22 protein-coding genes and 1 pseudogene are annotated in these 25,553 nt (G+C 61.4%); 11 read left to right on the top strand and 12 right to left on the bottom strand.

Annotated elements, in window-relative coordinates; genetic code table 11:
- Nucleotides 1-11 precede the first annotated feature (11 nt).
- Entirely contained in the window at nucleotides 12-497 is a 486-nt protein-coding gene (locus tag Thiowin_RS10055; RefSeq protein WP_328987593.1) for a hypothetical protein, read from the top strand.
- Between the two features lie 44 nt (nucleotides 498-541).
- Here Thiowin_RS10055 and Thiowin_RS10050 read toward each other — a convergent pair whose 3' ends face one another.
- The gene (locus Thiowin_RS10050; RefSeq protein WP_328987592.1) at nucleotides 542-829 is read right to left on the bottom strand and encodes a hypothetical protein; all 288 of its coding nucleotides are present in this window, start codon (nucleotides 827-829) and stop codon (nucleotides 542-544) included.
- Between the two features lie 135 nt (nucleotides 830-964).
- A complete protein-coding gene (locus tag Thiowin_RS10045) occupies nucleotides 965-1,141 on the bottom strand; it encodes a hypothetical protein (protein WP_328987591.1) in 177 nt (58 codons plus the stop codon).
- 526 nt (nucleotides 1,142-1,667) lie between these two features.
- On the opposite strand from Thiowin_RS10045, the gene Thiowin_RS10040 reads away from it, so the two are divergent.
- Together Thiowin_RS10040 and Thiowin_RS10035 are read left to right on the top strand one after the other, a co-directional pair.
- Nucleotides 1,668-1,865, top strand: a complete 198-nt coding sequence (locus Thiowin_RS10040; protein WP_328987590.1) for a hypothetical protein — start codon at nucleotides 1,668-1,670, stop codon at nucleotides 1,863-1,865.
- Between the two features lie 42 nt (nucleotides 1,866-1,907).
- A complete protein-coding gene (locus Thiowin_RS10035) occupies nucleotides 1,908-3,038 on the top strand; it encodes a GGDEF domain-containing protein (RefSeq protein WP_328987588.1) in 1,131 nt (376 codons plus the stop codon).
- A 422-nt stretch (nucleotides 3,039-3,460) separates the two neighbouring features.
- On the opposite strand, the gene Thiowin_RS25270 is transcribed toward Thiowin_RS10035, so the two are convergent.
- Nucleotides 3,461-4,102: a lytic transglycosylase domain-containing protein gene (locus tag Thiowin_RS25270; RefSeq protein WP_408034187.1), complete on the bottom strand. Its 642-nt coding sequence runs from the start codon at nucleotides 4,100-4,102 to the stop codon at nucleotides 3,461-3,463.
- 364 nt (nucleotides 4,103-4,466) lie between these two features.
- Here Thiowin_RS25270 and Thiowin_RS10025 point away from each other — a divergent pair, with 364 nt between their 5' ends.
- The 3 genes from Thiowin_RS10025 (at nucleotide 4,467) to Thiowin_RS10015 (ending at nucleotide 8,376) form a co-directional block, all read left to right on the top strand.
- A complete protein-coding gene (locus tag Thiowin_RS10025; RefSeq protein WP_328987587.1) occupies nucleotides 4,467-5,018 on the top strand; it encodes a hypothetical protein in 552 nt (183 codons plus the stop codon).
- A gap of 301 nt (nucleotides 5,019-5,319) precedes the next feature.
- A complete protein-coding gene (locus tag Thiowin_RS10020) occupies nucleotides 5,320-6,189 on the top strand; it encodes a hypothetical protein (RefSeq protein ID WP_328987586.1) in 870 nt (289 codons plus the stop codon).
- Nucleotides 6,190-6,225: 36 nt separating this feature from the next.
- Nucleotides 6,226-8,376, top strand: coding sequence for a putative bifunctional diguanylate cyclase/phosphodiesterase (locus tag Thiowin_RS10015; RefSeq protein WP_328987584.1), 2,151 nt, complete (start codon nucleotides 6,226-6,228; stop codon nucleotides 8,374-8,376).
- Nucleotides 8,377-8,510: 134 nt separating this feature from the next.
- Here Thiowin_RS10015 and Thiowin_RS10010 read toward each other — a convergent pair whose 3' ends face one another.
- Nucleotides 8,511-9,062: a hypothetical protein gene (locus tag Thiowin_RS10010; protein ID WP_328987583.1), complete on the bottom strand. Its 552-nt coding sequence runs from the start codon at nucleotides 9,060-9,062 to the stop codon at nucleotides 8,511-8,513.
- A 511-nt stretch (nucleotides 9,063-9,573) separates the two neighbouring features.
- Here Thiowin_RS10010 and Thiowin_RS10005 point away from each other — a divergent pair.
- A complete protein-coding gene (locus tag Thiowin_RS10005; RefSeq protein ID WP_328987582.1) occupies nucleotides 9,574-12,510 on the top strand; it encodes a bifunctional diguanylate cyclase/phosphodiesterase in 2,937 nt (978 codons plus the stop codon).
- Here Thiowin_RS10005 and Thiowin_RS10000 read toward each other — a convergent pair.
- From Thiowin_RS10000 to Thiowin_RS09985, 4 genes and pseudogenes are all read right to left on the bottom strand, one after another.
- Nucleotides 12,489-13,036: pseudogene (locus Thiowin_RS10000) on the bottom strand (DUF1007 family protein). The gene Thiowin_RS10005 and the pseudogene Thiowin_RS10000 overlap by 22 nt on opposite strands.
- 45 nt (nucleotides 13,037-13,081) lie before the next feature.
- Nucleotides 13,082-14,341, bottom strand: coding sequence for a DUF4857 domain-containing protein (locus Thiowin_RS09995; protein WP_328987581.1), 1,260 nt, complete (start codon nucleotides 14,339-14,341; stop codon nucleotides 13,082-13,084).
- Nucleotides 14,338-15,021, bottom strand: a complete 684-nt coding sequence (locus Thiowin_RS09990; RefSeq protein ID WP_328987580.1) for a hypothetical protein — start codon at nucleotides 15,019-15,021, stop codon at nucleotides 14,338-14,340. The genes Thiowin_RS09995 and Thiowin_RS09990 overlap by 4 nt, the downstream gene beginning before the upstream one ends.
- 12 nt (nucleotides 15,022-15,033) lie before the next feature.
- Nucleotides 15,034-15,933 (bottom strand): ABC transporter ATP-binding protein, encoded by a 900-nt coding sequence (locus Thiowin_RS09985; protein WP_328987579.1) that lies wholly within the window; start codon nucleotides 15,931-15,933, stop codon nucleotides 15,034-15,036.
- Nucleotides 15,934-16,101: 168 nt separating this feature from the next.
- Between Thiowin_RS09985 and Thiowin_RS09980 the strand changes: the two genes are divergently transcribed.
- Nucleotides 16,102-16,401: a FeoA family protein gene (locus Thiowin_RS09980; protein ID WP_328987578.1), complete on the top strand. Its 300-nt coding sequence runs from the start codon at nucleotides 16,102-16,104 to the stop codon at nucleotides 16,399-16,401.
- Between the two features lie 121 nt (nucleotides 16,402-16,522).
- On the opposite strand, the gene Thiowin_RS09975 is transcribed toward Thiowin_RS09980, so the two are convergent.
- The 4 genes from Thiowin_RS09975 to Thiowin_RS09960 all read right to left on the bottom strand — a co-directional run bounded on the left by Thiowin_RS09975 (nucleotide 16,523) and on the right by Thiowin_RS09960 (nucleotide 21,447).
- Nucleotides 16,523-17,173, bottom strand: coding sequence for an HMA2 domain-containing protein (locus Thiowin_RS09975; protein ID WP_328987577.1), 651 nt, complete (start codon nucleotides 17,171-17,173; stop codon nucleotides 16,523-16,525).
- Nucleotides 17,174-17,319: 146 nt separating this feature from the next.
- Nucleotides 17,320-17,559 carry a hypothetical protein gene (locus tag Thiowin_RS09970; protein ID WP_328987576.1) on the bottom strand — a complete coding sequence of 80 codons (240 nt, stop codon included), beginning with the start codon at nucleotides 17,557-17,559 and terminating at the stop codon, nucleotides 17,320-17,322.
- A complete protein-coding gene (feoB, locus tag Thiowin_RS09965) occupies nucleotides 17,556-20,057 on the bottom strand; it encodes a ferrous iron transport protein B (protein WP_328987575.1) in 2,502 nt (833 codons plus the stop codon). Before feoB ends, Thiowin_RS09970 begins: the two co-directional genes overlap by 4 nt.
- Nucleotides 20,058-20,214: 157 nt before the next feature.
- Complete coding sequence (locus Thiowin_RS09960; RefSeq protein ID WP_328987574.1) at nucleotides 20,215-21,447, bottom strand: LbtU family siderophore porin; 1,233 nt, start codon at nucleotides 21,445-21,447, stop codon at nucleotides 20,215-20,217.
- Between the two features lie 441 nt (nucleotides 21,448-21,888).
- Between Thiowin_RS09960 and Thiowin_RS09955 the strand changes: the two genes are divergently transcribed.
- From Thiowin_RS09955 to Thiowin_RS09945, 3 genes are all read left to right on the top strand, one after another.
- On the top strand, nucleotides 21,889-24,033 hold the full coding sequence (locus tag Thiowin_RS09955; protein WP_328987573.1) for a TonB-dependent receptor: 2,145 nt from the start codon (nucleotides 21,889-21,891) through the stop codon (nucleotides 24,031-24,033).
- A gap of 37 nt (nucleotides 24,034-24,070) precedes the next feature.
- Nucleotides 24,071-24,706 (top strand): DUF2796 domain-containing protein, encoded by a 636-nt coding sequence (locus Thiowin_RS09950; RefSeq protein WP_328987572.1) that lies wholly within the window; start codon nucleotides 24,071-24,073, stop codon nucleotides 24,704-24,706.
- A 127-nt stretch (nucleotides 24,707-24,833) separates the two neighbouring features.
- Complete coding sequence (locus Thiowin_RS09945) at nucleotides 24,834-25,553, top strand: ABC transporter ATP-binding protein (protein WP_328987571.1); 720 nt, start codon at nucleotides 24,834-24,836, stop codon at nucleotides 25,551-25,553.

Below are 25,553 nucleotides of genomic sequence, written 5' to 3'. Positions count from 1 at the left end.
GATAACAGCGGATGGGATGGTGCCTTGGCACTGTCTTGCAACAGCAACAAGCCGCCCGCGAGGTTCATCAAGCCGCCAACAATGGCGCCTATTGGGCCCAGGAGGCGCCAGTAAGGGCGCTGCTGGTACGGCAGGCGCGCCAGCAGGTGATTAGTCTGGATCGCCAGGATGGCCAACATCAAGACCGTGATGGCCGTTCCAATCGACATGGACAGCACAGCAAATATTCCCGCCAACCAAAGATTCAACAAATTGGCCACACCCAGCACCATCACCGCGCCGGTGCAGGGACGGATGCCCACCGCCATCTCGCGGGCACCTTGTCGATGCGTGAGCAAGTAGGTTCAAATAACGACTTTGCCATGCCCGGATCTGGTGGCATGCAACACGCCGTAAAAGAAACTGACCAAGACACTCGCTGTCGTATCACTGGGTGCGGCCTGCAATTGACGCAAGCGCTTCGACAGTTGCCGCTGCAGTTGGCGTTGTTGCTTTAACATCCAATGCCGGGCATTCAGGGCATGTGGTTCGGCTCCAAAAGTCAAGAAGACGCAGATTCGGCTTCCGGCGGAAACAAAAGGAGTTCGATGAGGCCGAGGAATCCGGTCAGGGCCACCAGTATCAGGGACGCCCAATTGCCGAGCAAGTGCGCGCGGCGCCAGCGCGGCCAGGCGAGCGCCAAGACCAAGGCGATGCCCATGCCGATGGCGGCATTCTCATCATGCCATTGCGGCGTCAGGCGCGGATAGCGCGACTCGGGCGTGCGCCAATGCAGGCTGACGGGGATCAGGCTGTCCCACAGGGTATCAACCAAACGCGGTGCGGCCATGGCTATGCGCCGCTGATACCGAGCAATGGATCTTAACTCGCGATCCATCGCGATAGCGTGAATCTCCTGGCGGTCGGAGCATATGGCGGTGGATCGAGCGGATTAAACAGAAGTTTCAGCTCCATGCGCTCCGGGTCATAACCGGGCAGCTCCAGCGGGGTGAGTATAGGCCACCCAACCGCCCAGCAACCAGGGCAGCGCCGTCAGCACCGCGCTGAATGCCGCCTCGCGCGGGAACCACTGGCCGATCAGCAGGTAAAGCCCCAGTGCGGTCAGACTGCTCAACAAGGCGCCGAACAGGGCACCGACCACCACCCAACTTCACACCAGCCAGTCACCGCGCAGCGGCAGATGAAGCGAGAGGCGAAAGCGCCCTTTCAGCCGCTCGGGACCAAACTGCGCCAGCGCCAGCGCCAGCACCAGCACCAGCACCAGCACCAGCGCGACGCCGGTTAACGCCGGCAGGTATTGCAGCGGGGTGTAGAGTCTCCCTTGCAGATTGCGGTTAAGGACTTCAACAACTCACGCTGGCTGTGAAATCGCGTGCCCCGGCGGCGCCGAGTTCTCAAGCCAGAGGTTGTCTGCCGCCACCTTGGATCGGGTGCTTTTCGATCTTGCGCCGGCGTGCGGCCAGGGCATGCGTGGAAAAGGGGTTGGCGGTGATTTGCGGATCGGCAGCGGGCATGGCGAAATCTCCCGTGACCAAGGGTCATGACAGCATAACCAACAAAATACGTTTTGCGAATCATTCGCTTTTATAGTACTGTGCCAAATCATGGCTGTCAAGCCGCCTTGCCGACATGTCACCGTTTTTTACCCCGCCACTGGAGTCCAAGCGATGCCAACCCTGCCCACCACCAGCCGTAAGCCCCCAAGATGCCTCGGAATCAAGCAACTCCCGCGTACGCATCAAGGCCCTTCCATGCTCACCTCGGTCGTCATTGTTGGGCTGATGCTAGCCGGCCTGCTGTGGTTGCCACCAGCGGAATCCCTGACCAGTCAATGGCCCGCCCTCACCCTGGGCCTGCACCCCTGACCGCGTCAACCATGCCTGTCACCCCGGCCACATCAAGACACCATGCAGCTTCGCCTGATCAACCGCGTGCGCCTGTCGGTGTTCGTCATTCTGCTGCTCGGCTACGCCGCCTTCGGGCCGCTGCTGTTCGGATTGCATATTGTTCATCTCGAGTTCCTGGGCATCTTCACCCTGCTGAACCTGGTCGCCATCTATGCATTGTTGCCGTTTTTCATGCCTTGGATCGCCGAACGCGACATCCGCGAGATTCAATCCGTGTTGACCGGGCTCAAGCAGGGCAATTTTCGCGTGCCAATCAAGATCGCCCCCGAGCCCCACGACCCGGATGACGAGAACGAGCTGAACCGCCTCAAACGGGACATTGAGCGCATGCGCGCCGGCATCCGCACGCGCGAGGAAATGGTTCATCGTCAGTCCGAGCGCATTCTCAGCCTGAACGAATCCCTGCGCCGCGAAGCCATCACCGACCGCCTGACCGGACTCTACAACTCGCGCCATTTCTGGGAGCGCTTGGACGCCAGCCTGGCCTACTCCCGGCGCCATGGCACCCCCTTCGCCGTGGTCATCCTGGACATCGACTTCTTCAAGAAGGTCAACGACACCCATGGCCATCTCGGTGGCGACCGCGTGCTCGCCCGACTCGGCGCCCTGCTACGCGAGCATGCGCGCGAAACCGACCTCGCGGCGCGCCTCGGCGGCGAGGAATTCGCGCTCATCCTCCCGGCCACGACCAAGGCCGACACCGGCGCCTTTCTGCGGCGCTTGCGCGAGCGACTGCATGACACCGAGATCCTCCTCGACGACGGGCGCGGCCTGCGCATCACCGCCAGCATGGGCTACACCATCGCCAGTGATCGGGAGTTGGCCACTGGCGCCGAACGCCAGGGGGCCGGGGCCAGTTCCGGCCAGGAGATCCTCAGACGCGCCGACGAGGCGCTTTATTGGGTCAAGCGCAACGGTCGCGACGCGGTGATGGCCTGGGAAGACCTAAACCCTGGCGAGGGGACGCGCGATGAACCGGCGGCTGAACAGGCGGCTGGCCGGGCGGAGCTCCCGGCGGAACGCCAGACAGAGAGCCAGTCCCATCCGCTCATCCAGGCGGCCGCGGCTGCGGCGGCCATTACCCATCAAGCATCCATGCAGCGGAGTGTATCCAATGAAACACCTCAATAACCTGCCACGACCACGGGACACCAAGGCCGCCACTCCCCCTTCACCCCAGCCGGACCAGTGCGCGGAACCGGCGTGCCGGCTGCGCGCGCGCCTCTGCGCTTGGCTATGGGACGCCTTTCTATCCGGGCCACCCTCGCGGCGCGGCCGGCGCTGGGCCTTGTTGCGCGAGTTCTCCTGCGAGGGCGGATTCCGTGAGCTTTGGTCTCGGCGGCCGCCGCCATCGGCGCCCGGAAACAACCCAAGTCAAGATCACTAGTCGCCATGCCTTGCGCGCCCGCATGTGTTGACATAGGGCCTTGGATGTGAAGGCGCCGCTCAGGTGGAACGCCACGGGCCCGGTCGCCCTCGGAGCGACGCGCTCTCGACCAGCGCTCAACGCCAAGTCGCTTTGCACGACGGACCAAGGCGTCGCGGACCATTGGTCAATACCGCCCCTTCAAGCGCCGAAAAATGCGCGCCACATAGGCCCGTGTTTCTTTGTAGGGCGGCACACCGCCGTGGCGCTCCACCGCGGCCTCGCCAGCATTGTAGCCGGCCAACGCCAGCTCTAGGTCGCCGTTGAAGCGGTTCAGCAGCCAGCGCAGATAGGCCATCCCGCCGCGCAGATTCTGCTCCGGATCCCAGACGTCTCGCACGCCGAAGCGGGTCGCGGTGGCCGGGATGAGCTGCATCAGTCCCTGGGCGTTCTTGTGCGAGCGGGCGTCCGGATCGAAGCTGGATTCGGCCTCGATGAGCGCGAGCACCAAGGCAGGGTCAAGGCCGTAGTGGGGCGCCAGCCCATGCACGAGCCGGACGATCTCCGCAGGCGCCCGGGCCGGGCGGTGGGCGCGCGCTCCCCCGGCCAGACCGGGCGAGACCCGCTTGCCCTGGCCATCGGCGCAGGAGGGACGACGCTTGGGCCGCGCGACAATCCTCAGCACTTCCAGCACCTCTCGCGCCTTGGCGTGATCGGACTGGGCGGCATCATAGAACCAGGCGGCGGCCAACTCCGGGTCGTTGCGGATGTCCTCGGCGAAGGCAAACACCTGACCGAGCCGATACTTGGCCTCGGCGTCTCCGAGCATCGCGGCCTTGCATAAGTTGCTTGACCCGACCGTCCGTCTTGACAACAAAAACTTTATCACGAATCATTCGCCTTTGTACCCCATCCTTCTTTAACACATCCTTCCGCCAGAGTGCCTTGATGAACCTCGTCCCCTTCTCAGAACCCGCGGCGGAGACGCGCGCGCCCGGCCCACTGCTCTTCCGGCGCTCGTTTAGGAATCCCCCGCGCCTTTCGGCGCGACCAGGGCGGTCATGCCCTGCTGCACCATCTGAGCGCTGTGTTCGGATATCGGGAACTCATGGTGTCCCGTCGCGGATTATTGAAACTCTAACCTTTGGCTCGAACCCCTGGCTCGAACCTCTGGCTCTCATGATTGGCTCTCATTGTTGGCAATCACATCCGGACTCAGTCTTCATCCAACCAAGCTTACCGAGGCACTGACCATCATGCACTTTCGCTTCCCCGTCCGACTCTCGCTATTCCTAACCCCGCTTCTGATTCTGACCGCGGGCGCCAGTGTGGCCGAGTCTGAATCCAGTCCAAGGCAGGAGAGCAGTCGCCCAAGCTTCCTGGTCAGTGAACTCGTCAGTCTCCCGCACCCGATGCGAGTGATTCACAAGGATCCGGCGGCGTTCGGGATCACCTCGGAGCAAATGGACCGTCTGCACCGAGAAGTCAGGGCGGTTTATCCACCCCAACTTCATCCGCGTGTGCAGGCGGCGTGGCAGCTTGAGAAAGCCATTTACCAGGCGGTGATCGAGCGGGGTGAAAGCCCCAGCGATGTCGTGGATCGGCTCGCTGAGCTGACACGGCTGAAGCGCGAGGCGACCGATATCCGAATTCAAGCGCTGAATCATTTCCGCGCCATTCTCGAGCCCGAGCAATACCAAGCGGTGATGGCGGCGAGCGCGGAGGCGGCAAGGCCCCGCCCCTGATCCGCGTCCGTTACCTCCGCGCCAACGAGCGACTGTCCGATGACCCCGGCCGAGAGCATCAGCCGGTGCGTCCTCGTTCTCCGGCTCCACAGGCATTCCGTCCACGGCAATGCTAAGCACGTCATCGCCGCGCGCCCGCACCCAGTCGCGGCGCATGGACAGCTTGAGCCAATGGTCCCACAGTCGGGCAAAGTCAAATTCGCGAAAAATACTTAACGCGAATGCTTCGCATTTTGGTATTATCGTGCTGGCCTTATCCCGACGCTGACCCGCCAATGCCTCAACGCCAAGGAGTCAAACCATGTCGAAGACCGCACGCCTTTTTGCTCGCGGACCCGCTCGCCATCCGCGGAATCGAACCCTCTCCCCCAAGCCGATCCGCTGCTCAGGCACGGGCCTGTTGCTTGCCTTCTGGATCGGCCTCGGTCTGGCCGCGCCACAGGTGACCGCGGCCGCCGCCCCGGAGCTGCGATCCGAAGGTGGCTGGATCGAATTCGATGTCAATCCGCGGCAAGGTCGCGTTACCGGCCGCATGATCCTGTTCGGCACCCAGAGCGACAGCGGCACCGTCTTCGCCACCCTGCCAGCGGGCACCACCGGTCCGATTCAAGTGGCCCTGCAATGCATGGCCGTGCCCGCCTTCCAGCAGGACGATCAGTTGACCATTCCCCTCGGTCGCTGCCCGGCCCAGGGTTGCGCGCTTGAATTGCGCTGGACCATGGATGCCGCGCACTGGTCACCACGGGACACGGCCTCGCGCCTCAACGCGGGCGGCTATCGTCTCGCCGCCGCCGATGTGCTGCCCCGGCTGACGGCCGCGCCCCATGGCCTCTCCCGACAAGGCTCCCGACAAGGCACCCAGCCAGTCTCCCCGCGACGCCCGAACCGCGACCAGGCAACCGAGGTGCCCGCCGATTGGCAATGGGTGATTCGCGTCGCCGATGGCCGCGACGCGATCACCACCAGACGCGGGCGTATCCCCGGGATGGCGGAGTTCGCGGATACTTGGAACGCCGCTCCAATGCCCGAGGTGCACGACATCGCGGTGACCACGCCAGATCACCGCCGCGCCCTGGCCCTCGATCTGCCCCAAGCGCGCCATGGGCGACAACCCTCCTCGAAGCCCGCTGAATCACCCGTCCTCGATACGACCTCTTGCAGGGACTGCTAATCGCCACCGGGTTCCCGATGCGCCACCGCCGATTTCATGCTGCAACCTCCCCCCAAAGCCCGCCGGTGCGTGCTGGTGGTCGATGACGATCCGTTCATGCGCATGATCATTCGCAACAGCTTGCAAGGCGACATCGAGGTCGCCGAGGCGGCGAGCGGCGAGGCGGCGCTCGCCTGCCTGCAATCGCTGATGCCCGATCTGGTGCTGCTCGACGTGGTCATGCCGGGCTGGGACGGCTTTGAAACCTGCGCGGCCTTGCGCGCACACCCCGACTGGGGTCAGCGACCGATCATCATGCTGACATCGGGCGCTGACACGGCGTCGATTGAGCGTGCCCACGCCGCCGGCGCGACCGACTTCATGACCAAACCCGTCCACACCGCCCTGTTGCATTATCGGGTGCGCTACCTGTTGCGTGCCCATGACACCTCCCTGACCTTGCAGAACCGCGAACGTCAACTCGGCGCGGTGCAGCGCAGTGCCCGGCTAGGTCATTGGGAATACTGGCCGGAGGCGCGCCATTTCGTGCTCTCGACCACCGCCCGAGGCCTGTTCGGTCTGGCGGACACGGACGCTCCCCGCGCGCCACATGATCTCCTCGCCCTGATTCACCCCACTGATCAAGACAGCATCCGTGAGCTGTTCTCGCGCCTCGATCAAGCGCCGGGCGCCCCGCTGCAATTCGAGCATCGCCTGGCCACGGGCGGGCTGATTCTGGCGCAAACGGCCGAGTACCATGCCGGCAAGCACGCGCACTGGCTGGGAACCGTGCAGGATGTCACTGATCTGCGCCGCGCGGCGCGGCGCGTGGTGCGCCTGGCCTATTACGACAGCAAGACCCGACTGCCGAACCGGGCGTTTTTCGTTGAGTATTTGCAACGCTTGCTCGATGCCGACCCGCGGCGCGAACAGTGGGTGCTGGCGCTGGAGGTCGATGCGCTGCGCCGGGTTGGCGTCGGTTGGGGCGAGGCGGTCACCGAACCCCTGCTACGCGACCTGGTCGCGCGCCTGAGCGCGGAGTTGGCCTTCGTGCCGCCGCGCCCACCGCTGCTCGCCCCCCAGGATTGGCACCTGCATCAGGGCCCTCTGCTCGCGCGCCTGAGCGATTCCGCCTTCGCCATGCTCTCGGCCAGCAACGCGTCCGACAGTCTCGCCCTGGCCGAGCGGCTTGTGGCGCTCTTGCAGACCCCCTTGACGGTGGCCGGTGTCGACCTGGTCATCGCGGGGCGCGTCGGCCTGGCCCAGGCGCCGCGTCACGGCCGGGAGGCCGATACCCTGGCGCGCCGCGCCCAGGCCGCCGCCATGCAGGAGTATTCCGGAACACGGATTCATGTCTATGAGCCGAGAGTCGATAACCGCCAGCGGCATCGGCTGACCCTGGAGGCGCGACTGCGCCAGGCCATCGACCACGGGCAACTGGAACTCTGGTATCAGCCCAAGCTCGACGCCCGAGACGGCACTCTCGCCGGCGCCGAGGCGCTGGTGCGCTGGCGCGATCCGCGCGACGGGCTGGTCGCGCCAGGGCGCTTTATTCCACTCGCCGAGGATGGCGGCCTGATCGTGCCCTTAACCGAATGGGTGTTGGATCGCGCCTGCGCCGACCTGCGCATCCTGATGAGTCATGGCTGGGGGGATCTTCGCCTGGCAGTCAACATCAGCGCCGCCCAACTCGACCACCAACCACTCGCCGAGGAGATCGCGCGGCGCCTGACCCGCGCGGGCGTCGCGCCCGCCAGCCTGGAATTGGAAATCACCGAACGCGCGCTCATGCCCCGAGCCGCCAGCGTTCTCGACAATCTCAACGCCTTGCATGAGCTGGGCGTGGCCATCGCGCTGGACGATTTCGGCACCGGCTATTCGTCGCTAGGGTATCTCGGGCGCTTTCCGCTCGATACGCTGAAAATCGACCAGTCCTTTATCCAGGAACTCGGCCAGGGCAGCAGTGGCGAGGCGGTGGTGCGCGCCATTATCGCCCTGGCCGAGGGCTTGCGCTTCGAGGTGGTCGCCGAAGGCATCGAAACGCTCGATCAAGCCCACTGGCTGCTCGCCGAGGGCTGTCATCTGCACCAAGGCTACCTTTATGCCCGACCGCAGGAATTCGAGACTTTCACCCGGGATTTTATTGTGGATGATGGCGCACCCAACAAACCTCTGCCGACACCAGTCGCTCAGCTCCAGCTCTGTTGATACGCGCTTGCGAAAGGACACGGAGGTTCAGGGTCAGAGCATTATCCTGGCCTCCTTGATGACTTGCGCGCACCACCGTGACACCCGCTCTTCGGTCAATTCACTTTAGGCTGAAGCGCCTCGCCCACGCCGGCTCAGGGCCAGAGTTTTAGGATGCCGACAATCAGACCGCCGGTGCCCATGGTGACGCCAAACGACCAGCGCATGAAGTGGTCCATGCGCAGTTGCAGCGCGCGGATGTCTTGCTGCACGCTCTCAAAGCGCTTGTCAACCTGCTCGAAGCGTTTATCGACCTGCTCGAAGCGTTTATCGACCTGCTCGAAGCGTATATCGACCTGTTCGAAGCGCTTGTCCATGTCCGCTTGCATCAGCTCCAGGCGCTTGTCGACCTGTTCCAAACGCTTGTCGATTTGCTCGAAGCGTTTCTCGACCTGTTCAAAGCGCTTGTCCATGCTGATCTGCATCAGCTCGAAGCGCTTGTCCATCTGGTTGAAGCCTTCGCGCATCAACTCGCGCTGGTTTTTCAGTTCATCCTCAACCCGCACCATCCGCTCGCGCAGTTCAATCTCATAAACCACCGGCGGCTTGCCGAGGCTTTGCTCAGCCAGCCAGGCGCTAATATTTTCCTTCACATAAAGGCCAATTTCCTGCTTGATGTGATTCAGGTCTTCTTGGGCAAGGGCCATCGTTCAACCTCCTTGGTAAAAGCAACAGGGAATGCGCGGGGCGCGGAAACCGCCCAACGCCACCCGAAGTCTCGCAAATGCGAGCGTGATCTTCAAGAATTTCAAATTTTTTCCAAGGCTTCCAGACATGCGGCGACCTGGAGAAAAACTGGGATTTGATCTGTTTATAGTACATTGCTTCATTTAGTTTGCGACATGCGCGTTTTCTTGCCGGTGAGCGTGGTTATTGGGCGACTATAGCCGCGACAATTCGCGGCTGCGTTAGCGATACCACATCCTGGAGAAATCCACATTGACTACCAAATGAGATGCAAGACAGCGAAATCAGAGCAGACATAGAGCGTATACTATCCAAAGCCAAAGAAATTTTAGCTCTGTGCTGTGAAACAACAATTGCATTATTCGTGGTTTCAACAAGCGATATGCGTTAGCAGGAAAGCTTACTTGCCTGCTCCGCCCTCTTTTTGCTACCAAATCCCTTGGCGACACTGCGCTGATGCTACTTTCAGTCATGATTGATACCGCGAGCCTGATCGCCTCCTCAGCCATCGCGACCTTCGTCATCGATAGCACCCATCGCGTCGTGCACTGGAACGCCGCCTGCGCCGATCTAACAGGCATGCCGACAGTGCGCCTGCTTGGAACCGCCGATCAATGGATGCCGTTTTACCCAAGTGCGCGCCCCATGCTCTCGGACTTGATTGTCGCACAGGCGAGCGAGGAGGAAATTGCCGCCTATTACCCTGGCAAGTACCGCCGATCACGATTTCCCGGCGCCTTTGAGGCCGAGGACTTCTTTCCGCAACTGCCTTGGGGCGGGCGCTGGCTGTTGTTTACCGCCGCGCCACTGCACAGCCCAGACGGGAAGGTCACGGGTGCGATTCAGCACCTTGTCGATATCACCGAGCACCGTCGAACCGACGCGGAACGCACGACAAGTCAGCGACTGCTGACTGAGATTATCGAGGGCAACCCGGTACCAACCTTCGTCATCGATACCGAGCATCGTGTCACGCACTGGAACCGGGCGTGCGAGATTGTAATGGGTATTCCCGCTACGGAAATGATTGGCACGCGCGAACAGTGGCGAGCCTTCTATCCGGCTCCGCGCCCGGTGATGGCGGATCTCATTCTCAGCCAGGCCAACCAAGGTGAATATGAGCGCTACTATGGAAATTACACCGCATCCTCCGTGGTTGAGGGCGCATTCGAGGCTGAGAGTTTTTTCCCGCACTTTCCCGGCGGCGGGCGCTGGCTGTTCTTCACTGCAGCCCCCCTGCATGGTGTCGCCGGCGAGATCATCGGTGCGATCGAAACGCTCCAGGATACAACCGAACGCAAGCGCGCCGAAATCGCCTTCGCCGAGAGCGAGCGCCGTCTCGCCGAGGAAAACTATCGGACGCTGTTCAATGAGATGATCACCGGGTTCTCCGTGCATCAGATCATCACCGATGAGCAAGGACGACCGATCGACTACCGCTTTCTTGATGTGAATCCCGCATTCGAGTCCATGACCGGTCTGCGTGCGGCGGATATTGTCGGGCGGCGCGTGCTGGAGATTCTGCCGAACACCGAATCCCTTTGGATTGAACGCTTCGGCCAGGTTGCCCTCACTGGGGTTCCCGTGACCTTTGAAGCGCCCAGCGAAGAAATCGGAAAGGTTTTTGAAGTGCGCGCTTTTCGGCCATCACCCGGTCAGTTTGCCGTGACCTTTCAGGATGTCACCACTCGCAAGCAAGCCGAGGTGCGCCTGCGGCTGCTGGCGAGCGTTTTTGAGAACACCCATGAAGGCATTGTGATTACAAATACCGACAGTGTCATCATCGAGGTCAATGATTCCTATGAGCGCATTACCGGCTACCAGCGTGCAGAACTGATCGGAAAGACGCCGCGCATGCTCAAGTCGGGTCACCACGGGCCTGAATTCTACCGCGGCATGTGGCTTACCTTGCTTGAAGAGGGTGTTTGGCGTGGTGAGCTATGGAATAGGCGCAAATCGGGCGAGCTGTTTCCCCAGCAATTGACCATTTCAGTGGTGCTTGACGACCAGGGGCATCCAGTGCACTTCGTCGGCGTCGTTGTCGATATCACGACCATCAAACGGCATGAAGCCGAGCTTGAGCGGATTGCCCATTACGACTCCCTGACTGGCTTGCCGAATCGGGTGCTGCTCAATGATCGGCTGCAACAGGCCATTGCCAAGGCACAACGAGAACAGATGCTGTTGGCGGTTTGTTTCCTGGATGTCGATGGCTTCAAGCCGGTGAATGACAACCATGGGCATGGTGTCGGCGATTGTCTGCTCATCAAGCTTGCCGACAGGTTTCGTGCCGTGGTGCGTGCCAATGACACCGTTGCTCGGTTGGGAGGAGATGAGTTCATCATCCTGTTGGCGGATTTGGCAGATCAGGATGGGTGTATTCAGATTCTGCAACGCATTCTGGCCATGGTCAGCGAACCGTTTTTGATCGACAGCAATCAACTGGTCGTGACAGCCAGTATTGGGGTCACCTTGTTTCCACTGCATGCCACCGACACGGACACCTTGCTGCGTCAGGCGGATCAGGCCATGTACAAGGCAAAGCAGTTGGGAAAAAACACCTTCTTTTTCTATAACGGCGATCAGGATGCGGTGGAAATTGAGACCCAGCGCATGATCAAGCGGGTCGAACGCGCCTTATCCGACAACGAACTGGTGCTGCATTATCAGCCAAAAGTCAACATGCGCACTGCTGAAGTGGTCGGGGCCGAGGCGCTGATCCGCTGGCATCATCCAGAGCGTGGCTTGCTCCCGCCAGGGGAATTTTTGCCTGTGATCGAGGACAGCGATGTCATGCTGGAACTGGGCGACTGGGTGATTCGCGAAGCGCTGCGCCAGATGACTCTTTGGGATCAGCAAGGCTTAAGGCTTGCAGTCAGTGTGAATGTGTCTGCATGTCAGTTACAACGGACTGACTTTGTCGAAAAGCTGGAACAAGCCCTGCGAGAAGCGGGACGGATTGATGATCCGCGCCTGGAGATTGAGATCACCGAGACGGCCGCGATTAGCGATCTATGCCATGTCACCCGGTTGATCGAAGCCTGCCGCGCACTTGGCGTGCAGTTTTCGCTCGACGATTTCGGCACCGGATATTCTTCACTGACCTACCTTAAGTTGCTGCCGGTGCAAACGCTGAAAATTGATAAGTCATTCGTCCTCGATATGTCCAGGGACGCAGAAGACCATGCGATTGTCTCAGGTGTCACTGGACTGGCCAAGGCATTTGATCTGACGGTGATCGCCGAGGGAGTGGAAAGCGTCGAGCATGGTAGCCTATTGTTAGGTCTCGGATGCGAACTGGCCCAGGGCTACGGCATCGCTCCCGCGTTGTCCCCGGAACGACTGCCGGATTGGGCCAATCACTGGAAGTCCGACCCGGCATGGAGTCAAGCAGGCGCTTGCACTTGAACGCGGCAAGCAGGCGGAAAGGCATCGGCGCCATCTTCGTGCAAAATTTCAATGTAGAAGGTTGGGTCGGCAATCGCATAGCTGAACCGACCGATCGCCATGGATCGCGGTTTATCCAGCAGCAACTCGAAGCACAAGCGCAGGCGATCCTGTTCGGCTTTCATCTCGGACGCACCCGGGTCACATCCACAACTGGCTCGTCGCCCTGCTCGACGCTGGTGAAGTAATGATAATCGGCGAGATTCTTCAATATTTTTGTCGCGATGGCCGCGAGCCAGGCATCCTTGGTGGCGGCCTTGGCCTCGGAACCGACATCCTCAAGCACGATCTGGCTGTAGTACGGATCGAAGAGCCATTCCTGGTAAAGCCCCGTCACCTCACCCGCCGCATTGGCCATCACCCTGACCCGCAAATCGATCCAGGCGTGCGGATGGGCCAAGGCCGGCAGACTGAGCAGGACAACCAGGATGACACCAGAAAAAAAGGTCTTTGCGCAATGAAGCCTGGATAGAAAATTGCAAGGCATCGCAAGGCATGAAGGGCAAGATGGCATGTGGTTCGATTAAAAAAGTCAAGAAGACGCAGATTCGGCTTCCGGCGGAAACAACAGGAGTGCGATGAGGCCGAGGAATCCGGTCAGGGCCACCAATATCAGGGAAGCCCAATTGCCGAGCAAGGGCGCGCGTCGCCAGCGCAGCCAGGCGAGCGCCAACACCAAGGCCATGCTCATGCCGATGGCGGCCTTCTCACCATGCCATTGCGGCGTCAGGCGCGGATAGCGTGACTCGGGCGTGCGCCATTGCAGGTTGACGGGGGTCAGGCTGTCCCACAGGGTATCAACCAGGCGCGGTGCGGCCATGGCCATGCGCCGCTGATACCGGGCAATGGGCTTGAACGCGCGATCCATCGCGATGGCGTGAATCTCCTGGCGGTCAGAGTAGATGGCGGTGCGATAGAGCGGATTGAACAGAAGTTTCAGTTCCATGCGCTCCGGGTCATAACCGGGCAGCTCCAGCGGGGTGAGTGGATCATCACCCTGACCGAGTAGAAACAGCCGACTGTCCTCGGCGAGCAGGAAGCCCAGAAAGTCGCTGCCCTGGTTCTCGCTGATCTTGATCGCGCGCACCCGAAATCCCTCCGATAGCGGGACCGAGCGCACCCAGGGCGCGCCAGCGACGCGTTTGAGCTGAAACAGCTTGCCCTGGTCATCGATCAGAAAATGCCCGGCGTCGAAAGCCTTGAGAATGGACACCCGCGCAAAGGTGGCGCGCACCGGAAAGACGAAACCCGCTTTGGCGAGCGCGCGGGTGAAGCTGTCGGTCAGCTCGGACTCGCGGCGATTGGCGTCACTGTTGATGAAGGTCAGTGCGGCGCCGGGTCGCAGTATATCCTCGGGAAAACGCAGCCGGGAGCGCCCAGGATTGGATTCGAGCAGCGGGAAGAGTGGGATACGCGGGCTGTGCTCCGGCAAATCCCGTGGTTCGAACTCCAGCACCAGGCGCTCGGCGCGGATGGCGGCCTTGTCGAAGGTCTGCCCGGCCAGTTCCAGCGGCAATTTGCCCCAGAGTTCCATATTCTTGTAGTAAATGAAGGGAATCAGCTGCTCGAAGGCTTCGCGGTCGTAGTCCCGGCCATCCTGATCGCGATAGACGAATTGATGCCCGGCGCCGACCAACTCAGTATAGATAAACTTTTCGATGACTGGGCTGTAAAAGAGCTGTGTCTTGCCAAAACGGTACTCGAACAGCAGATTCTTCACTTGCGGCAGCCAGATGGCGAGCAACACGACTGTCAAGGCGATCAGCGACCAACGAGCGATGCGGGCGGTCATGACGCCCCCCCGATCATGGCCTGATGCCGATAGCGATGGGCGGGCAGGATGACCGCCGGGATGAACAGCAGCGCCAGCCCCGTCAGCGCCGGGAAAATCTGGTCGTATTCCTGATAGCCGCGCTCCTGATACAGCAAGCCCAGAAACGCCAGGCTGACACCCAGATAAGCCAGCCGCCGTGGCCAGGCCGGTTCCAGCAAGGCCAGGTTGGCGCCAAAATAGGCCACCCAACCGCCCAACAACCAGGGCAGCGCGGTGAGCACCGCGCTGAATGCCGCCTCGCGCGGGAACCACTGGCCGATCAGCAGGTAAAGCCCCAGCGCGGTCAGACTGCTCAACAAGGCGCCGAACAGGGCGCCGACCGCCACCCAGCTCCACACCAGCCAGTCACCGCGCAGCGGCAGATGCAGTGAGAGGCGAAAGCGCCCGTTCAGCCGCTCGGGGCCAAACTGCGCCAGCGCTAGCGCGACGCCGGTGAACGCCGGCAGATATTGCAGCGGGGTGTAAAGCAGCCGCCGCAGCTCGAACGCCCAGTACCAGATCATCTCTGAGTGTTCGATCTGAAACTGATGGCGAAGGGTCAGAAACACATAGCCCAGCACGCCCAGATGCACCGCCAGCAGGGCGGCGAGGCTCCAGCGCAGCTTGAGCCATTCTTTCAACAGGATCGCGAACCACATGCGCATCTAACCTCAGTATTTTCCGGTCAGTCCGATAAAGGCGTCTTCCAGGGTCATCGGGAGTTCCTCGCCCAGCAGGATGTCCGGGCGCTGACTGGCGAGATGCTCGGCGATCCGCTCGCGCTCGGCGAAGCTGGACAGGCGCGGCGGTCGGGTCAGGATATCCGTGTTGCGGATCAGCGCATCGGCCGCTGGCGGCTCGGCGCCGGCCGGCATGGAAAAGGCAAAGCAGCGAAATGTGCGCCGAAAATCCGCCAGCGGCAGGTGCAGAATCTCGCCACCACGCTGGAGAAATATCACCTCATCAACCAGGTCATCCATGTCCTGGATCACATGGGAAGTGACAAAGACCGTCTTGCCGCCCTCGGCCAAATAGGCGGCCAGATACTCCAGAAACAGCCGCCGGTAGCCGGGGTCCAGCCCCATGGAATAATCATCCAGAATCATCAACTCGGGGTTCTGGGCAAAGATCAGCCCCAGCACCACCTGCGAGCGTTGCCCACAGGACATCCGGGCAATTTTGTGATCGCGCGCCAGCCCCATGCGATCAACCAGATCAAAATACAGCACCCCGCGCCAGCCGGGATAGAAGGCCCGGTGATAGCGCTCGATCTCGGCGATGGTCATGTAGTCGTGGGTCAGATGTCCCTCGAACAGCAGCCCGATGCGCGCGCGAGTGGCCGGAGACAGCGCGTGCGAGTCCTCGCCCAGCACCCGGCAGCGACCGCTGCTCGGGCGCAGAAAGCCCATCAGCAGCCGAATCAGAGTGGTCTTGCCCACCCCGTTCTTGCCCAGCAGCGCCACCACCCGACCCTTTGAAACCCTCAGGCTGAGATTTTCATAGAGGGTTCGCCGGCCATAGCGGTGGGTGATGGCGTCGATGTCGATCACGGGCTCGAAGGATGGAAACATGCAGGCTCCACTAGCGGGTTTCGTTGGCGAAACAGGACATGACTACTAGGATAGCGTATCCGAATTTACTGGCAATCATTCCTATTTGCTTTTTTTTCGAGGATGTCCTAGACTCACAAGTTGATGTCAAATTCCCCCCGTTGAGGAAAACAGATGAAAAGAGGCAGCATGTCCCCACTTCGGCATCATGGGCAGGGTCGCGGCGCGGGCAAGGGCGGCCGCGAAGGCGGTGGCCGCGGTCAGCGCGCGCGCACGCTTAATGAAGTTCTGGCTGGCGAACACGTCCGTATCCGCGGGCATCGGGCGCAAGGTGCCGTGCGCCAACGACTGCTTGACCTGGGATTGCACCCACGAGCCAATGTCGTCATGGTCCGCAGCGCCCCCCTCGGCGACCCCTTGGAACTGAAGCTGGAATCCTCCCTGATCGCCTTAAGGCGAGCGGAAGCCGTTCTCATCGATATCGACTGAGAACCCACCTCCCCCCGGCAGCCCCTCCGGCCCTGCCAGGCGCGCCGCAAGCCTCATGACTTTGCACTTTTCACCCCGAGCCTGGGTCGCCCCAGACTGATCCTCAAAGCGAGCCTCGGACTCAGCGCGAACGCGGCAAAGGCGTCAGCCGCGGTGAAACCATCGCGCGCCCCTGGTCGGACCCGAGCTCCCCATTCCACCAGCATCTCAGGGTCTGGCGCAGCATCCAGTGACTGATGCGCCAATTGATGCGGCACAGCATGGCGACAGCCGGCGACGGCGACTCAAGGATCGTGACAGCGCCGCCCTTGGGCGCCGAATTGTCGGCTTTTCGCCACAACCAACCCAGCATCCGCGAACGCCCCCCCTCGCCCCAAATCTCCGATAAAGTCTTCGGCAAACGCAACCAGCTTCCTTGTAAGTCGCGCCGCGATCCATTCAGCAAGCTGTTGTTGGATCCCACGTCATCACGAGACCCGCGCCCGGACACCGCCAGAAGTGGCCCCGCAACAGAGACCACAGTCGTCGTCCGCGCCTGGACTGGTGTTGCCGATAACAGCGCGCGCAAGCGCTGCTGCAGTTGATCAGCACTAAAATGTCGTGCATCGTGCGCAATCACCACACTGGCGCAGGCCGGATTGATGCGCACCGAGCGCACGCCGTCGCAGGCTTGCAAGTGCCCACGAAGCGCAGCAGCAAGCCACGCTTTGGTACGCAGGGCGGGACAATGCAGGCGCAGGCGCCCAGGAAGCTGATGACGAACCTCGAACATGGTAAAACTCCTCGACTCCCATGAGCCGGATCTGACAGCCAAAGACATCAGATGTATATCGTATTGCGAAACATTATTAATTGCAATAATGAATCGGTTCAGCGGACGCGTTCAAACCCTGAACCCGCGAGCTGCCTTGGAGTCCTTCATCTTCTTTTGCCCAGCTTGCCTTTGGCACCCGCGGCGGGCGGTTTGATGGCGCAGCCTCCGGCCTGACCGCAGCCGTCGCAGCGCCCGCCCTGGCGCCAGAGCTTGCGATACAGGTAAAAGAGCGCCAGCGCGATGACCACGCCGGTGATGGCCAGATCAAACCAACCGCTGCTCGCGCCACGCCCCGCCGTGATCTTGGGCGCGACAGTCTGTGCCACTTCAGTGGTTGTGTTCATCGCTGCTCCCACGCCAAGCGCCGCCTGGAGCCGCTGGTCAGCCCGACCAGAATCAGCACCGCCAGGGCGCTCAGATAGACCGCCGTCATCGCCTCGATACCGCTGGCGTCTAAAGCCTGGCCAAGACTGTAGACCATACTAGACACCAAGAGCCCCAACAGGGTCGGGAAGACGATGGAGAACAACATCCATTTGTAGGAATCCGTCTGCACCTTGATCATGATGGTGGTGGCCAGACAGGGCGGATAGAGGGCGAAGAACAGAATCATGGACACCGCCAGCAGCGCGGTCGCGCCCCCGGCGCGGGTCTCGCTGCCCATGCGCTCTTCCAGGGTCTCGTTCTGGTCGTCATCCTGCTGAAAGAGCACGCCCAGGGTGGCGACACTGCTCTCGCGCGCGGCGAAGGAGGCGAGCAGGGCGACATTGATCTTCCAGTCGAAGCCGGCGAACTGAGTCACTGGCTCCATGCCGCGCCCGATGGTGCCGAGCAGGGAAGTGACGATGCGCTCCTCGCGCATTTCGCGCCGCAAGCCCTGACGCACCTTGGCCAGATCCCGCAGCGCTTTCCATGCCTGGCGCGCATCGCGGTCACCCGCTGGCGGCTTGACCAGGGGATAGAAGTCCGGATTGATGGACTCGAAGCGCGTCGCGACCGCTGCGGAACCGGCCGCGCCACTGGCGCCAAGCTTGGCGCGTTTGTAGTCGTCGAAATAATTGAGCAATGGCACCAGATGCTCGCCGCTGGCCACCTCGGCATAGGCATTGCCGCGCAGGGCGCGCTGGAACTGCTCGGCCGCGGCCTGGCCCTCGGCCTCGAAGTGGGCCAGCCGCTCCTTGGATAGTCCGGGGAATTGCAGCAGCACGAAGACCACCACAGCCACCGCCAGCACAATGGTGCCGACCTTCTTGATGTACTGCCAGGTGCGCTCGAAGGCGCGACCAAGCACGCCGCGCAGGGTGGGCAGGTGATATTGGGGCAGCTCCATCACGAAGGGCGAGGTCTCCTGGCCGCGTAGCAAGGTGACGGTGAGCAGCTTGGACACCAACAACGCGAAGATGATGGTCATGGTGGAGATATAGAACAGCATCAGCGCCTTGTCCTGCTCGAAGAAAATGCCGATCAGCAGGGTGTAGAGCGGCACTTTGGCCAGGCAGTTCATGAAGGGCACGGCAAAAATGGTCGCCAGGCGCGCGCGGTGATCGGGAATGCCCTTGGTCGCCATCACCCCCGGCACCGCGCAGCCACCGGCGAAGACGCCGCCCAGAATCAACGGCAGGGTACTCTGCCCGTGCAGCCCGAAGCGATTGAGAATCTTATCGAGAATGAAGGCGATCCGCGCCATGTAGCCGGAATCCTCGATGATGGCGATGGCGGCGAACAAAATCAGGAAAATCGGCACATAGTTCAGCAGGGTATTGGCCGAGTCCACCAGCCACAGCCCCAGCGAGCGACTGTAGGGATCGACCAGAAAACCCGCCGCCGGCAGCACCCCGGCAGCCAATTCGCGCAGCTTGGCCAGCAACGGCCAGGTATAGGTGGTGATCTCGTAGCCCCAGACGATGGACACCTGATAGATCAGCCACACGGTAAAGACCAGAAACACCGGCGCCATGAAGCGATTCAGCACGAAGCGATCAATGCGATCCGTCACCGCCGGGCGCCTGGCCTCGACGCGGCTGAGCACGCCAGCGAGAATGGCCGTGACAGCCCGCTCGCGACAAGCGGCGATATGATCCCCAATGCTCATCCCGGCCTGGGTCTCGAACCTGTCCCGGCGCGCGCGGGCCTCTTCGAGCAAGGCATGCGCCGCCGCCTCGCCCAGGCGCCCCACCAACAGAATGCGCGCCTGACTGTCGCCCTCCAGCAGCTTGAGCGCCAGCCAGCGCAGCGGCAAGTCGCTCAATGCCGGCGCCGCGCCAAGGGGTTGTTCGAGCTCGCCAAGCTCGGCCTCGAGCGCATCGTAGCTCAGTGGAATGGGGCCCGCCCGACCGGGCCGCACGCCCGCGCGGATCGCGGCGCGCAGGTCCTCGCGTCCCTCCCCCTTGCGCCCGATGGTGCCCACCACAGGCACCCCAAGGCGCGCGCCGAGCGCGGTCTGGTCGATGGCGATCCCTTGGGCGGTGGCGACATCAAGCATGTTGAGCGCCAGCACCAGCGGACGTTCCAATTCCATGAGTTGCAGGGTCAGGTGCAGGGCGCGGCGCAGGTTGGCGGCATCCAGCACATTGACCACCATGTCCGGTGCATCCTGCAGCAGGAACTCGCGCGCCACCCGCTCCTCCAGCGAGAAGGAGGTCAGGCTGTAGGTGCCGGGCAGGTCGACAATCACCACATCACCCTGCTGATCGCGATAGCGCCCGGATTTCTTGTCGACCGTTACCCCGGGATAATTCGCCACATGCTGGCGAGCGCCGGTCAGCGCATTGAATAGGGTCGACTTACCGGCGTTCTGCTGACCAGCGAGGGCGACCAGCAGGTGTTTGGATTCGCGCATCATCTCGTTTCTCGTTGCTGTATTGCGCTCGCTTGAGGATCCCATCGCATCGCCCAGACCAAGGAGATACCGATCCAGGCGCTGCAGAAACTTTCCTGCCGGGACTCCGGGGCCGAAAAGCGCGTCCGGCACTTTCATGCGTTGATGGGCCTGAGCGACTTCAGAATTCAACAGCAAGCTGAGCAACCAGGGCGCTGGCGTTTTTGCCGGAGCCGCCATCATGCTCGCCATAGTCGCTGTCTTGGCGATATTCAAAGGACAGCGCTGTGTTATCAAACACTTCAACCGACCATCCGAACAACCAACTCCGTTCCGGCAGTTCTAGGGCGACGGCTTCCTCGGTGCCTTGATAGGCGATAGCGAGAACAGTGTCGCGACCAAAAACCGGAAAGCTGTAGCCGGCTTCGATGTTCCAGGCCGCGGGTTCCGCGCCCTTGTTCCGATATGCCAGGCTGGGAAACTCAAAGCGCTCGCTGGCGCTCAGGTATTCCGCGATGACATTGACGCCGCCAACACCCAGACTCAGATTTGCCGTCCATCCGCCGGTGCGTTCGTTCGGATCGGTGCTAAACCAGCGCGCCCTGGGATCCTCGCCTTCGATCAGTCGGTCGTAAATCGCCTGACGATTCTCGGCGATACTGTCCTGCAGGGTGTCGGAGTCGCCAAGATCGTTGATGTAACCGGCACCGGCGCTGATTCTGTAACTGTCTGTTTCCAGCGCGTAGCTCAGATTGGCACCCCAACTCTTGATCTGGTTCTTGCCGTCGACCTTGTTGTCACCATTGAAGGCGTAGAGACTGCCACTGAAGCCCTCATGGATAAAGCCAAGCTGGGCGGCGGTTTCACGTGCCTCGCCGATCTCCAGCGTCAGCGGATCCGAGACCAGGTTGGTCTCATAAGCGCCGAAGGGCACATAGAATTGACCAGCGGTGAAAAACACCGGCGAGACGTCCGGGTTGTAAATGTTGATAAAGGCCAGGTCGACTTCCAGGTCGGTGTCGTCTTCCTCGTACAACAATGAAGCCTCGATACCCACCCAGTCGTTGACCTGGGAGGCGATACCCAACTCGAAGGTGGCCAGCACCAGATCGGACTCGGAATCACCCTGGTAAGGATCCAGGTAGGACGCCTCCACCTCGATCACACCGCCGATTTCTATCCCTTCAAACCAGCCGCGCCCCTCGCCCGCCGCAAGTGCGTCCTCGAGCTTGCCGACCCGTTGCGGGGCGCCTTGAAGTTGTTGGTTTTGTTCGGCGATCTGCGCGGCCTGACGGGCGTTTTCGCGCTCGAGTTGCTCGACGCGTTGCTCAAGCGTGAGTTGGGCGAAAACCGGCGGGGTTGCCAGACCGGCAAGGGTCATGGTGATAGCGGGAAGAAGACGTGTACCTTTCATGTGTCCACCTCATTGCGTTGGGAATCTGTTTATGAATAAATAACTAGAATAAGAAGCGTTCTCGTTAATAGTATTTCAGCAACGCGAACGATTAGCAATATTTTTTTTCCGGAGGATGCCGCCCAAGCCACCTTATTTCCTCGGACCAGGGTTTGGCAGAAAACTGGAGCAGACGCTAGCGCCGGTTGTATGATAAATTTTAATTTCATCATACGCTAACTTTAAGCATCATCCATAGCTGCCCAGATCAAGCGCCTTGTTCTGGGCCAGATTGCTAGCCGCGTAGGCATGCAGCTAGCCTTGTGCCGATTCGTGATCGTCTTTCGCTTTGTTGACGCCACTCGGTCTTGCTTTCTCAAGTCAGCTTGCTTTTCCAAAATGTTATGTCATAACATTTCGAGCACTCATCACGATCCCCCTGCTGACAGTTGAGAATGCCCCATGATCACCAAAACCCGACACCATCAGCGCACGATCCTGCTTCCGACACTCATGATCACTCTTCCGATGACTCTTCTCGGCGGCACGGCAGTCGCGCGTGAAGCACCCGAGGAGGAGGCAATGACCATCGAACTCGATGCCATCGAGGTGACCGCCGGTGTCCCTGTACCCGGCGATCCCATGCTGCAGGCAGCCAAGGTCTCGGTGCTCAGTGGCGAGGAACTGCGCGAACGCGAACGCTTTACCCTCGGCGAGACACTCGATGCCCTGCCCGGCGTGGCATCCATCAACGCCGGCAATCAGGTCGGCAAGCCGGTGATCAGGGGTCTGAGCGGCAATCAGATCCAGATTCTGTCAAACGGGATTGGCGTGGATTACCAGCAATATGGCGAGCGTCATCCGCCCAATATCGACCCCTTTCTGGCCGGGCGGATCGAAGTGGTACGCGGTGCCTCCAGTCTGCTCTATGGCTCGGGTGCGCTGGGCGGCGCCATTGATGTGCAGGCCCCGGCCTTTGAGTTTGCCGCGACGGGTGAGACCCTGGTCGGCGCCGATACGCTCTTCGTCTACCACAGCAACAAGGCCCAATGGGATACCGGGATCAAGGCGCGCGCCAGCAATGACATTCTGAGCCTGGATGCCGGACTGATGCGTCGTTCCGCCGGCAACATGAACACCCCCAACGCCAAGACCGCCACCGAATCCGGCAATCCAAGCGACCCCAAATTCACCGGCGAGCTGCCCTACACCGACTTTGACCAGCTCAACGCCCAGTTCGGTCTTGGCATGCTGACCGATCTCGGCGAATTTGGGCTGCGCTACAGCCAGTGGAATGACGAGAACAATTTCCTACTCCCCAATGGCACAGGCATCGGGCTGTGGCTGCGCAACGATGAGCTTCAGCTCACCGGCGACATGCCGCTGGCCGACGGCTGGCAGCTGAAACCGACCCTGTCCTGGCAGAACAACCTGCGCCGCGCCAACAGCGCTGGCACTCCCCGCTCGGCTGGCTACGACGGCACCATTCATCTGGAGTTTGATCGCTACAGCGCGCGCTTTGAGGCCATCCATGAGCACCTTGGCCCCTTCGACGGCGGCACCCTTGGCATCGAGTACAGCAGCAAGACCCAATACTCGCGCGGCACCACAGTGCTAGCGCCGGGCGGAGAGGTCCGCAATCTCGCGCTCTTTGCCTTCGAGAGCAAGGACATCGGCGCCCTGACCCTGCAAGCCGGGCTGCGCCATGACTGGCATTCGGTCACCGGCGACGCCAGCAAGACCAGCGCGCCGGTGGCCCAATTGGAGGCAGGCTCCGGGCGCGATAATCACGACTATGCGGTCTTCACCGGCTCCCTAGGCGCGGTCTATCGGCTTACCGAGGAACTCGCGCTGGCCGCCAATCTCGGTCGTGGCTTCCGCGCGCCAACCTTGTTCGAGCTCTATGCCGACGGGGTGCATGGCGGCGTCGCGGCCATTCAGGAGGGCAACCCGGATCTGGAGCCAGAAAAGTCGCTCAACATGGATCTCGGCCTGCGCTGGCAGTTGCCCAACTTAAGTGGAAGCGCGACTGTCTATCGCAACGACATCAGTGACTACATTTATCTGCAAGACACTGGTCGTTCCGAGGACGACCTACCAATCTTCGCCTTCCAGCAGGACGATGCGCTCTTGACCGGTCTGGAGCTTGAGGCACGCTGGCAGGCCAGCGACCATCTGGAATTTGCCGGGGTACTGGACTTGGTGCGCGGCACCAATGACCGGACGAACCAAGATCTGCCCCTGCTACCGGCAGATTCCCTGCGCCTTGAGGCGACCTACCGCTTCGCCGATCGCGGCCCGCTGCGCGAGCCCTACATCAGATTGGGCATGCGCCACAGTGCCGCCAAGGACGCCGCGCCAGGCGAGCCCTTCGCGCAATTCGACCACATGGATTTTGGCACCGCATCGACCGATGCCTACACCCTCATTGATCTCGACCTGGGCTTTGCCTTGCGCGGCTTTGACCGCCAGAATGCGCGCATTGATCTCGCGATACGCAATCTGTTCGATACCGAGTATCGCGATTTTCTCGACACCTACAAAGGCTATGCGCTGAGCCCAGGGCGGGATATTCGCCTGAGTCTGAGTGTGCCTTTTGGTGGTTAAATTGGCTCACCAACCGAACAACCCAGAGAATCTGATCATGTCTGCGCAGCCAACCCGGATAACTCCCGCGCTGATTCTGGCGCTCATGACTCCCTGGACGCTCGCGGACCATGCGCACCACGATCAGCATCATGCTGAATACCGCCAGCATGGCGCCCACCTTCACGGCATTGCCGCGCTGAACCTTGCACTCGAGGGCAAAGAGGTTCAGATCGAACTCCACGGCCCGGCGGCCAATATCCTCGGCTTCGAGCATCTTCCTTCATCCCCGGATCAGCGCGCGACCTTGGATCAGGCGGTTGCCGCGCTAAAAGACGGCGAGGGTCTTTTTTCCTTCAATGATGCGGCGGGTTGCCACCTGGAAAGGGCGACTGTCATCTCCGAGTTGCTTGAAGAAGCGCATGAGCATGGGCATGAGCACGAACATGGAAACGAGCACGGGCATGAGCACGATCACGGGTACGACCACGCGCATGGAGAGGATGGCGAAACCCATGCGGACATGGGGGCTGTCTACCAGTTCGCGTGCGAGACTCCCAATCAACTCACACAGCTGACTGTCGCCTTGTTCGAGGCCTTCACGGGCATGGAGAAGATCCAGGTTCAATACATCATCGAGAGCCAACAGGGAGCGGCGGAACTGACAGCGAAAGACCCTGTCATCAAGTTTTGAATCAACAGTGCTCGACATGCCAATCCCCTGAATAAGCCTGGTCCGTCGCGTCCTGTCAACTGGACGCATTCTGGATCAACCCCATCCTGAGATTAGTCCCAACCTGGACCAAGCGGAGATCGGCTAATTGATCATCGACATCAAGGCGCTGGCATTCCGCTGGCAGCCCGGCGCGCCCCTGGTGCTGAGCATTGACGACCTGCGGGTGGCCTCTGGCGAGCGTCTGTTCATCAAGGGCCCCAGCGGCAGCGGCAAGAGCACCCTGTTGAGCCTGATCGCCGGGGTGACCACCGCCAGCGCCGGTTCGGTGCGCGTCCTCGACCAGCCCTTGGAGCAACTTGGCCGTGTCGGGCGGGATCATTTTCGCGCCGATCACATCGGCTACATCTTTCAGATGTTCAATCTGCTTCCCTATCTGTCGGTGATCGACAACGTCACCCTACCCTGCCGCTTCTCGGCCCGGCGGCACGACCGGGCAAGATCCCGCAGCGAAACCTTGGCGGCGGAAGCCCGGCGCCTGCTGACGCACTTGGATCTGGGTGATACCGAACTCCAGCGGCGCGCGGTCACCACCCTCAGCGTCGGCCAGCAGCAACGGGTCGCAACGGCACGCGCCCTGATGGGTTCGCCCGAGCTGTTGATCGCTGACGAGCCGACATCTGCGCTGGACGCGGATCGTCGCGCGTCCTTCATCCGGCTGTTGTTCGACGAATGCCGCGCCTCCGGGGCGACCCTGGTGTTTGTCAGCCATGACGCGGCCTTGGAACCGCTGTTCGATCGCACCCTGGATCTGGCCGCTGTCAATCACGCGGCACCGCTGGCCGGCACGGCCATGGGGAGCACCTGA

The sequence above is a fragment of the Thiorhodovibrio winogradskyi genome, from assembly GCF_036208045.1.
GTDB lineage: Bacteria > Pseudomonadota > Gammaproteobacteria > Chromatiales > Chromatiaceae > Thiorhodovibrio > Thiorhodovibrio winogradskyi.
Note: the sequence above shows the minus strand (reverse complement) of the source record. Positions and strands in the feature narration are given on the sequence as shown.